This window comes from Protofrankia sp. Cas3 (assembly GCF_963555955.1).
In the GTDB taxonomy this organism is placed as follows: domain Bacteria; phylum Actinomycetota; class Actinomycetes; order Frankiales; family Frankiaceae; genus Protofrankia.
The window spans coordinates 1-9,846 of sequence record NZ_CAUVXP010000162.1; the positions used below are offsets into that span (position 1 = coordinate 1).

Consider the following 9,846-nt stretch of genomic DNA (forward strand, 5'->3'; position numbering starts at 1 on the left):
AGTCACGAAAGTATGTCTAGTCACGAAGGCACGTCGGGGTCGCGCTGGGGGTGGGTTGCTTGTCGGCGCAGGCGGCGTCGGGTCCGGGCGTTGTCCGGTGACGCAGCCGCGGGAACCGATGTCATGGGTTGCGTCCCGACGCTCGTGGCGATGCCGCCGTCTGCGCTGTGAACACGTGAGCTGACGGTGAGGGAACGGTGGATAACCGGGCTGTCCGCGGGAGAGCTGCCTGCCTCCGCATCGGCGGTACCGCCCGGCCCGGCCGTGGGGTCGGGCAGGGCGGTGGTGTCCGGCCCCGAGTGGGCCGCGTCGTACGCCTTGCGTGAACCGCAGACACTTGCCCGGCTGCACGCGGATCGTCCGCCGCCTGCGTCCAGCTTGACCATGACCTGGTCACGCGGTACATCGTGGGACACGACCCGCCCATCGCCCTCAGGGGTACTCACCCGGGCACCCACGGCTGGGACCTCCGCCTTGAACTGCTCGTAGAGTGGGTGCTCGTACCGCAGACAGCACATCAGCCGGCCACAGGCGCCACTGATTTTCATGGGATTCAGCGGCAGATCCTGGTCCTTGGCCATTCGTATGGTGACCGGTTCGAAGTCCGTAAGGAACGTGGCGCAGCACAGGTCACGTCCGCAGGAGCCGATCCCGCCCTGGATGCGGGCGCTGTCCCGGGCGGAGAGCTGACGCAGGTCGATGCGGGCTCCCAGCGTTCGGGCGAGATCGCGTACGAGTGCTCGGAAATCGACTCGATGGTCGGCACTGAAGTAGATGGTGAAGATGCTGTCGGTCTGGATGTAGTCGACTCCGACGACTTTCATGGGTAGCTCGTGCTCACGGATCAATCGCTTTGCGGCAACCCGCGCCTCGGCCCGGCGGCGGCGGGAGACCGCGCGCCGTTCGATGTCGGCGGTCTGCGCCATCCCCACGAGAACCGGCAGTCCGCCGATGTCCTCGCTGACCCACTGCGGTGCCCACATGCATTCGGCAACCTCCGGCCCGGCATCGGTCGGGAAGAGGACCTTGTCGCCGATTTTCGGCGCATATTGCCCGGGGTCGGCGTAGAAGAGCCGCCCACGCGGGGAAAAGGTCACGGCGCACATCATTGGCATGCCGTCCGCACCGCCCTCGACCTGTGCTGGTTGCCGACCGGGCCGTGCCGGGTCGCCGCGACGGGCCCCCGTCGTTTCATCAGACTACGCGGGGTAGGTACGACCAGGTGCGTGAACGGGTGACCCAGGTCGACCGATCGGCGCCGGATGGCGTCATCCCCGAGGTCGGCCACCGGGTCAGCGCAGCCGGACGATCTCGTCCCCAGCGGGGTCGGCGGGCAACCGGTAGACCGCATAGGGCGCCGCGATCACCGGGGCGGCTACGTTGCGAACAGGCGTGCCACCCGGGGTGAACCCCCGTTCGCGACCGTAGTGGGCATGTCCGTGGACGGCGAGTGCGACGCGCACGGCGGATGAGTCAATGGCGGCGCCCAGATGATGGCTGCCGAGGAAGGGGAAAAGCTCGAGCGGTTCGCCGTCCAGCGTGTCCGGCACGGGGGCATAGTGGGTAAGCACGATTCGCCACTGGGTGTCAAGTTCTGCCAGTGCGGCGCGTAAGGTCTGCGCGCATTGTTCACCGTGGCGGGCGAAGGACTTCATTTCATCTTCGCCGAAACTTTCCGCGCTGCGGCTGGTGAAGCCGCCGGCGAAGCCTTTGGCGCCTGCGATACCGACAGTTGTCCCGTCGCTGGGCACAGTCACGGTAGATCCGTCGAGAACCGTCACCCCGGCCCGGGACAGCATCTCGGTGATGGTGGCCTGCCTGCCGTCGTGGTGGTCGTGGTTGCCGAGCACGGCGATCACGGGTAGGTCAAGGCCGCCGAACACCTCGCAGACGGCGGCAGCCTGGGCGAGTTCACCGCCCTCGGTCAGATCACCGGCGAGCAGGAACATGTCTGCCTCGTCCGCGGCCCGTTCGAACAGTGTTCGTAACCTCGGCCCGGCCCCGGCTCCGATGTGCAGGTCGCCTACTGCCGCGATCGTGACCATGTGAGCACCTTTCCGTGAGCGCCGCCCAGCGGTCAAGAGGGACACTACGACGCGACGGTGCGCGCTCACAGGTTCGCTCACCCGACGTTGGCGCGTCTGGAGGGTCAAAGGGCGTGCGACGTTCGTCAGATCGCATCCCCGGAGGCCGCAGGCTCCGGAGTGCTAACGGCTCGGAGGGACGGCCTGTCATGGTGAACGAGCAGGAGGCGGTGTTCGGTGATGTCGCGGACTGGGGTGACGGCGCAGACGGGTGCGTGGTTGACGTGCGCGAGCATCCCGACAGCGCGATCGGATCGTCCCCACCGCACACCCGGGCCTACCGCGCGGGTGTGCTGGATGCTTCCGGGTTCCCGGTATCGGAGGTCGGTGACCATCTGGAGCGGCCGGGCACGGTCGTGTGGCTCGATCTGTGCGCGCCGGACCACGCCGGCCTCCAGACCATCGCCCGGCTGCTCAAGCTCGACCCGCTGGCCCTCGAGGACGCGGTCAGTCCCGGCGAGCGGCCGAAGGTCGACCGTTACCGCACCCACCTGTTCCTCAACGCCTATTCTGTGGGGCTGGATCTGGGTACTGGCGCGCTGACCGCACACGAGATATCCGCCTTTGTCACGCCTTGGGTACTGGTGACGGTCCGCGGCGATGAGGGATTCGACATCGACGCGGTCGTCCGGCACTGGGACGTGAATGCCGACCTTGCGGTGCACGGGGTCGGCTTCCTGCTGCACGGTCTGATCGACTATCTGGTCGACGGCTATTTCGACACCGTGCAGGAGCTGGATGCAGAGATCGACAAACTGGAGGATCTGCTCTTCGCGGACACCCCGGACGACATCCTGGTCCAGCGGCGCAGTTTCGAGATCCGCAAGAGTCTGGTCCTCCTGCGCCGCGACGTGTTGCCGATGCGTGAGGTCGTCAACACCCTGATGCGTCGAGATTTTCGGATCATCGACGAGGCGATGCTCCCCTACCTTCAGGACGTCTATGACCACGTGCTACGGGCGACCGAATGGACGGAGAGCCTTCGCGATCTCGTCACGACGATCCTGGAAACCAACCTGACCATCCAGAGCAACCGCCTGAACGTCATCATGAAGAAGCTGACCGGCTGGGCCGCGGTGATCGCGGTGCCAACCGCCGTCACCGGGTTCTACGGTCAGAACGTCCCTTATCCCGGATTCGGTAGCGAGTGGGGTTTCCTCGTCAGCCTGGTCATTCTTCTCGGGTGCGCGAGCGGGCTCTACCTCGCCTTCCGGCGGCGGGGATGGCTGTAGCCGGTTCCGTTCCGGTTCCGTTCCGGGGTCGGAACCGGCTACTTGGACGCCTCGCGCAGCAGGTGTCGCGCTATGATCAACTGTTGGATCTGCGAGGTGCCTTCGTAGATCCGGAAAAGCCTCGCGTCCCGGTAGAAGCGCTCGGCCGGGACTCCTCTGATGTAGCCCGCGCCGCCGTGAATCTGGACCGCCCGGTCGGCGACCCGGCAGACCATCTCGCTGCAGAAGTACTTCGTCGCGGACGGCCCGACCTTGGTGTCGGCGCCGGCGTCAAAGGCTCGCGCGGTTTCGACCACCAGCGCACGGCCGGCGTACAGGTCGGTCACCGAATCGGCGATCATGCCCTGGACAAGCTGGTAGTCCCCGATCGGCCGGCCGCCCTGGTGTCGCTGCGCAGCCCAGGACACCGACTCGTCCACCAGCCGCTGCGCGAGCCCCACGCACAGCGCGGCAATGTGGATGCGGCCGTGGGCCAGGCAGCGCATGGCGGTCGCGAAGCCGTACCCCTCGCCGGCGTCCCCGCCGACGAGGTGGGTGTGGGGAACGCGTACCTCGTCGAGGTAGACGTCCGAGCTCCACGCACCGGCCTGCCCCATCTTGTGGTCCCGCGGTCCGATCGTGAGCCCCGGCGAGCCCTTCGGCACGATGAAGTTGGAGATGCCACGGGTTGCCGGAACGTCGGGGTTCGTGCGGGCGAACACGAAGATGGCGTCGGCGATCGGGGCGTTGGTGATGTAACGTTTGGCGCCGCTGATCACCCATTCGTCACCGTCGCGGTAGGCACTGGTGGTCAGGGTGGACGGGTCGGAACCGGCGTCGGCCTCGGTGAGCCCGAACGACGCGGTCACCTCACCGGAGGCCAGCAGCGGCAGCCAGTACTGCTTCTGCTCCTCCGTACCGCCCTCAATGATCACATGTCCGGCGATGCCGTTGTTGGTACCGAACATCGACCGCAACGCGGGCGTCGTGTACCCGAGCTCGAAGACGAGCCGGGCCTCTTCGCTCATGGACAGCCCGAGGCCGCCGTACTCCGCCGGAATGGCAAAGCCCCACAGGCCCATCTCCTTGGTGGCGTTCCGGATGTCGAGCGGGACCTCGTCCTTCTCGTCGATCTCGTTCTCGACCGGTACGACACGATCACGGATGAACGTCCGGACGGTGGTCAGGATCTCGGAGAAGTCCGCCGCATCCATTCCGTTGCCTCCGCAGGGTTCGGGATCTCTACTGGGGTGGGGCCGGTGACCGGCAGCGCCGTGCTCGCGATCGTATCGATGATCTATACGATAAATCCACTGTTGCATCAGTCAACCATCCGGCGGGATCGCGTGCGTCGGCACACCTGACCAGCGATGATCCCGGTAAGGGGTGGACTGCGTCGAACCGGCCGCGCCTCCCACCGACTGTGAGGAGCATGACGAATGCTTGACGCCGTGATCTGTTCGCCGCTGCGTACGCCGGTCGGTGGCTTCGGGGGTGTCTTCACCGACACCCCCGCCACCGAGCTTGCCGCCACCGTGATCCGGGCACTCGTCGAGCGGACCGGTCTGCCGGCGGACGCGATCGACGACGTGGTGTTCGGCCAGTGCTATCCGAACGGGGAGGCACCGGCGATCGGACGGGTCGCCGCCCTCGACGCCGGCCTCCCGATCGAGGTACCGGGCCTGCAGCTCGACCGCCGCTGCGGCTCTGGCCTGCAGGCCGTGTTGCTCGCCGGCATGCAGGTGCAGACCGGCGTGGCCGACCTCGTCCTGGCCGGTGGGGTCGAGAGTATGAGCCAGGCGGAGTTCTACACGACCGGGATCCGGTGGGGGACGAGGAAGCCGAGTGTCGACCTCGTCGACCGGCTGGCGCGCGGCCGGGTCACCGCGGGTGGAAAGGACTACCCGGTACCGGGCGGAATGCTGGAGACCGCGGAGAACCTCCGCCGCGAGTACGGAATTTCCCGTACCGAGCAGGATGAGCTCGCGTTGCGGTCACATCAGCGGGCGGTCGCGGCGCAGCGGGCCGGCTACTTCGCCGACGAGATCGTGCCGGTGGCCGTCACCGACCGCAAGAAGGGCACGGTCCTCGTCGACACCGACGAGCACCCACGGGCGGATTCCAGTCTGGAGCGGCTGGCCGCCCTGCGGCCGATGCTGCTGCGCAGCGACCCGGAGGCGACGGTCACCGCCGGTAATGCCAGCGGCCAGAACGACGCCGCGGCCGTCTGCCTGGTCACCCATCGTGAGCGGGCCGAGCAGCTCGGGCTGCGTCCGCTCGGACGCATCGTGTCGTGGGCGGTCGCCGGGGTGCCGCCGCGGACGATGGGAATCGGGCCGGTTCCCGCGACCGCGCGGGCGCTGGAACGGGCCGGCCTCAAACTCGCCGACATCGACCTGATCGAGTGCAATGAGGCATTTGCCGCCCAGGTGCTGGCGGTGACCCGGGAGTGGGGGTTCGTCCCGGCCGACCTCGACCGGCTGAACGTGAACGGGTCCGGCATCTCCCTTGGGCATCCGGTCGGCGCGACGGGTGTGCGCATTCTGGCGACCCTGTTGAACGAGATGCACCGGCGAGGTGTCCGCTACGGCCTGGAGACGATGTGCATCGGTGGCGGCCAGGGCATCGCAGCGGTGGTGGAGCGTATCGCCTGACGTTCTTCCGGGCAGGGCAGCCGTTGCCCTGCCCTGCCCTGCCCTGCGTTGCCCTGCATTGCCCTGCATTGCATTGCCTTGCGCTGCCCGGCCCTAACGGCCGGTGAATCGCGGTGGGCGGTGCTCGTTGAACGCGCTGGCGGCCTCGAAAAGATCATGGGATGGCATGAATGCGGCGTTCCAGGCCCGGACGTAGCGCAGGCCGGTCTCGACCACGGGGCTACGGGCGGCGTCCAGAACGTCCTTGACACCCGCGACGACCAGCGGTGGATTGGCCGCGATCTCCTCGGCGAAGGCATGGGCGGCGGCGAGCGTGGCGGCCGGGTCCGGTAGGACGTCGTTGACCAGCCCGATCCGCTCGGCGCGGGCCGCGGTGATGTTCCTGCCCGTCAGGGCGAGTTCCCGCAGGTGGCCGTCGCCGATGATGGCTGGTAGGCGTTGCAGGCTACCCACGTCGGCAACCATGCCGGCCTTCACCTCTCGCACGCTGAACATCGCCTCGGTACTCGCGTACCGGACGTCGCAGGCGGCCACCAGGTCGACCCCGCCGCCGATGCACCAGCCGCTGATCGCGGCGGCGACGGCCTTGCGGCAGGCCGCGACCGTGGTGAGCGCATCCTGCATGGACCGTAGTTTGTGCAGCAGCACGGTGCGGCCGCGAGCGAGACCGCCGTCGTCCCCGGTCGGTCCGATGACCTCCCCGAGCATGGTCCGCAGGTCCAGGCCGTAGCAGAAGTTGTCACCGGAGCCGGTGACCACCACGGCGCGAACGCTGTCGTCGGCGTCCAGCGCGGCGAACACCAGCGGAACCTCCCGCCAGAAGTGCGGGCCCATGGCATTGCCCTTGCCCGGGCCGACAAGCGTGACCTGAACGACCGGTCCGCGACGCTCGACCTGTAGTGACATCAGCGGCTGCGTTGGTGGATCGGTGAACACGTACGATTCCAGGCCGATCTGTTCGCGACTGATAAGTCTCCCCCTATGCTGATTACTGCGGCCCTGGTGGTGTGCGGTACGGCCCAGTCGTACTGCTAAGATCATCGGTAGAGGACGGCGCTCGCACTGCCGGCGAAGCCCGGCGACCGGGCCACATAGTCCATTGATGAGCTCGAGCGCAGCGTAAGGTCGAGCGTTGCCGGGACGCAGTCGTTGTAGGAGTTCACGATGAGCCTGCCCTGCACCCGGATCGTCGACCCCGCCACGTCGGTGAAGAACAGATCCGCCACACAACCGAGTTCCGGGTAGGACGCCCGTCCGACGTTGTCTCCGAGGTTACCGTTGGTCAGCGAGATCTTCACTGTGTAGGTTGCTGATCCGGGCTGGCTCACGCTTCCAGACCATGAACCCGGAAAGCCCGAAGGCATGTCGTAGGTACGCGGTGCCGGTGCCGGTGCCGGGGCAGCCGCGGACTTTTGCGTGGCGGGTGAGTGACCGGAACCGACGCCACCGCCTGCGCCGCCGCCGATGCCTGCTCCGGATCCGGCGATGGCGCCAGAAGGCGGGTTCTGGACGACCACGGTGAGCGGGGTGGTCGGCAGCGCAGTGGTCGGTAAGTCAGGGGTCGGGGTCGATGTTGTAGCGGTAGCCGCCGATGCTGTGCTCTGGGTACTTGTCGTGCTGCTATTTGTCACCGGTGGCCGTGCGTCGATGGTCGCGGTGCCGTGATTGCCGGTGAGTGCCAGCGCGGCCGCACCGCCGGCCAGCAGCGTGACCGCGGCTGCCGCGATGATCGCTGCCCGCCAGCGTTTCCGGCCGTCCGGTTGGTCCCGATCGCTGATGCGGTCATCCGGTTGCCAGACCCAGCCGGCGGGGACGGACGGTGCCGGACCGATCCTGGTCACGCCGGACTGCGCCATGCCGCCCGGGTTCTCGACCGGGCGAACGGCGCCGGGCGTAGCAGCGCCGTTCGCATGGTCCGGAGTCACGATCGTCGCGTCTGGGGGAATCAGTGCGGTCACGCCGGCGTCCGACTCGGCGGTCGAGGTGGCAGCCGCAGTGGCAGCCGCAGCACCGGTGTCGTGATCGGCATCACCTGGCGGCGGGGCTGCCGGCTGGAATCCGGAGCGCGCGAGCCGGGTCAGCTCGCCTTCGGACTCGGCTGCCGTCGGACGGGCAGCCGGGTCCTTGGTGAGCATCCAAGCGATCATGTCCCACAGGGGCGGCGGGATGTCGGCAATAGGCTCGGGCGCGTCTTCCATATGGGCGCGCAGTAACGCGATCGGGTGTGGCGCGGAGAAGGGCGGATGACCCGTCAGGAGTTCGTAGAGCATGACTCCTGCGCTGTAGACGTCGGCGGCGGGTTGCGCGTGCTCGTGCTGTGCCAGTTCCGGTGCCATGTAGAGCGGCGTCCCGATCGCGCCGGTGAGGCGGGTCAGCGACCGGCCGTGGGCGAGCCTGGCCACGCCGAAGTCCGTGAGCCGCGCTTGCGGATCATTCGGGTCGGTGAGGTCGACGAGCACGTTCGCGGGTTTGAGATCGCGGTGGACGACGCCGGCCGCGTGCACGACCGTCAGCGCGCGCAGGACCTGGCAGGTCAGGGCGATGGCCGCCGGGATGGTGAGCGTTCCCCGCTCCCGGAGGTACACCCGCAGGTCCATGCCATTGACGAGGTCCATCACGATCGCGAGGGTGTCGCCTTCGACCACGAGGTCACGGACGGCGACAAGATGTGGATCATTGAACCCGAGCAGTACGGACCGTTCCTGGACGAACCTGGCGACGACCTCGGGGTCGTCCGCGAGCTCGGCGCGCAGGACCTTCACAGCCACCTGACGATCGCCCGCCACCGTGGATCCTCGCCAGACCTGCCCGAACGCGCCGCGCCCGATTGATTCGTGCAGCACATAGCCAGAGCCAAGTTTCCGCACGGCGCAAGCCCCTTTCCCGGAGAGATCTCACCCATCACATCACCTCCGTGATGGGCGAGCTTCGGCCGGATTCGGCGGCGCCAGAATCATAACTCTTTGTAATTTTTTGTGACTCTTTGCAGGCGGCCGGACCGGCCTCACCGTGGCCCGTCGGACGTCCCCCTTGCCGGTCGCCCTTACCCGGACCGGCCGTCCTCGGCCATGGGCTCGGCCGGCTCGTCCGCCTCATCGGGCTCGTCATCGGCGAGGATCCGGTAGAGCGCCCGGCGGGTATCCATGAGAATTCTCTGTGCTGCCTTGATCTGGGCGTCACTACCGGCCTGAGCGACCTGCATGACGGCTGCGCCCACGCCGAATGCCAGCGAGCGTAGGTCGGTGAGACCCTCGTCGGCGGCAGCCGCGGCGGTATCCCACGGCTTGGGCTCGCCCGCTCGGGCGTCGGTGTGGGCCCGGCCGGCGTCGGTCAGGTGGAAGACCCGCTTGCCGTCACTTTCCTCGGCGCGTACGAGGCCCTCGTCGGTGAGCAACGCGAGGACCGGGTAGACGGAACCGGGGCTCGGCCGCCACGTGCCCTGGCTGCGTTCGGCCAGCTCGTTGATCATCTGATAGCCGTGCATCGGCGCTTCGGCGAGCAGGGCGAGGATCGCCGCGCGGACATCTCCACGGCGAACCTTCGCACCGCGGCCACGGCCACGGCCGCCGAAGAAGCCTGGGCCGCCTGAACCGAAGCCCGGGCCGAAGCCGAAGCCCGGGCCGAAGCCGAAGCCCGGAGGGACCGGGGGGATGTGGCCGGATCCGCCCGGGCCCCCCGGACCGCCGTGCCGCCACCCGCCGCGACCTTCGGCGGTGGCCATTGCGGTCTGGTCGAACCGGTGCCCGCCATGCCAGCCATGCCCGCCATGCCCGCCATGCCTGTTGGACCTGCCGTGCCCCCAGGGCCATGGCCCTGGTAGTCCTTGCGTTTCCATGTGATTCTCCCAATCGGTGTATCGCGTGCGCTCACGATATATCGCGATACACCGATTGGCAA

8 protein-coding genes are annotated in these 9,846 nt (G+C 67.9%); 2 read left to right on the forward strand and 6 right to left on the reverse strand.

Annotated elements, in window-relative coordinates:
- Positions 1 to 20: 20 nt before the first annotated feature.
- Positions 21 to 1,115, reverse strand: a complete 1,095-nt coding sequence (locus tag U9983_RS22670; RefSeq protein ID WP_322755955.1) for a regulatory iron-sulfur-containing complex subunit RicT — start codon at positions 1,113 to 1,115, stop codon at positions 21 to 23.
- Between the two features lie 177 nt (positions 1,116 to 1,292).
- Positions 1,293 to 2,045, reverse strand: a complete 753-nt coding sequence (locus tag U9983_RS22675) for a metallophosphoesterase family protein (RefSeq protein ID WP_322755956.1) — start codon at positions 2,043 to 2,045, stop codon at positions 1,293 to 1,295.
- A 188-nt stretch (positions 2,046 to 2,233) separates the two neighbouring features.
- Here U9983_RS22675 and U9983_RS22680 point away from each other — a divergent pair, with 188 nt between their 5' ends.
- On the forward strand, positions 2,234 to 3,316 hold the full coding sequence (locus U9983_RS22680; RefSeq protein ID WP_322755957.1) for a magnesium transporter CorA family protein: 1,083 nt from the start codon (positions 2,234 to 2,236) through the stop codon (positions 3,314 to 3,316).
- A gap of 38 nt (positions 3,317 to 3,354) precedes the next feature.
- Here the strand turns inward: U9983_RS22680 and U9983_RS22685 are convergent, their stop codons facing one another.
- Positions 3,355 to 4,509, reverse strand: a complete 1,155-nt coding sequence (locus U9983_RS22685) for an acyl-CoA dehydrogenase family protein (protein WP_322755958.1) — start codon at positions 4,507 to 4,509, stop codon at positions 3,355 to 3,357.
- 225 nt (positions 4,510 to 4,734) lie between these two features.
- Here U9983_RS22685 and U9983_RS22690 point away from each other — a divergent pair, with 225 nt between their 5' ends.
- Positions 4,735 to 5,949, forward strand: a complete 1,215-nt coding sequence (locus U9983_RS22690) for an acetyl-CoA C-acetyltransferase (RefSeq protein WP_322755959.1) — start codon at positions 4,735 to 4,737, stop codon at positions 5,947 to 5,949.
- 93 nt (positions 5,950 to 6,042) lie between these two features.
- On the opposite strand, the gene U9983_RS22695 is transcribed toward U9983_RS22690, so the two are convergent.
- From U9983_RS22695 to U9983_RS22705, 3 genes are all read right to left on the reverse strand, one after another.
- On the reverse strand, positions 6,043 to 6,855 hold the full coding sequence (locus U9983_RS22695; RefSeq protein WP_322755960.1) for a crotonase/enoyl-CoA hydratase family protein: 813 nt from the start codon (positions 6,853 to 6,855) through the stop codon (positions 6,043 to 6,045).
- Positions 6,856 to 6,986: 131 nt separating this feature from the next.
- Entirely contained in the window at positions 6,987 to 8,816 is a 1,830-nt protein-coding gene (locus tag U9983_RS22700; protein WP_322755961.1) for a serine/threonine-protein kinase, read from the reverse strand.
- A gap of 176 nt (positions 8,817 to 8,992) precedes the next feature.
- Positions 8,993 to 9,784: a PadR family transcriptional regulator gene (locus tag U9983_RS22705; protein ID WP_322755962.1), complete on the reverse strand. Its 792-nt coding sequence runs from the start codon at positions 9,782 to 9,784 to the stop codon at positions 8,993 to 8,995.
- Positions 9,785 to 9,846 lie beyond the last annotated feature (62 nt).

Excerpts from the sequence above, each read along its gene's own strand:
- U9983_RS22695 (WP_322755960.1), bottom strand. The coding sequence starts at position 6,855 with ATGTCACTACAGGTCGAGCGTCGCGGACCGGTCGTTCAGGTCACGCTT.
- U9983_RS22680 (WP_322755957.1), top strand. The coding sequence starts at position 2,234 with ATGGTGAACGAGCAGGAGGCGGTGTTCGGTGATGTCGCGGACTGGGGT.
- U9983_RS22670 (WP_322755955.1), bottom strand. The coding sequence starts at position 1,115 with ATGCCAATGATGTGCGCCGTGACCTTTTCCCCGCGTGGGCGGCTCTTC.
- U9983_RS22675 (WP_322755956.1), bottom strand. The coding sequence starts at position 2,045 with ATGGTCACGATCGCGGCAGTAGGCGACCTGCACATCGGAGCCGGGGCC.
- U9983_RS22690 (WP_322755959.1), top strand. The coding sequence starts at position 4,735 with ATGCTTGACGCCGTGATCTGTTCGCCGCTGCGTACGCCGGTCGGTGGC.
- U9983_RS22705 (WP_322755962.1), bottom strand. The coding sequence starts at position 9,784 with ATGGAAACGCAAGGACTACCAGGGCCATGGCCCTGGGGGCACGGCAGG.
- U9983_RS22685 (WP_322755958.1), bottom strand. The coding sequence starts at position 4,509 with ATGGATGCGGCGGACTTCTCCGAGATCCTGACCACCGTCCGGACGTTC.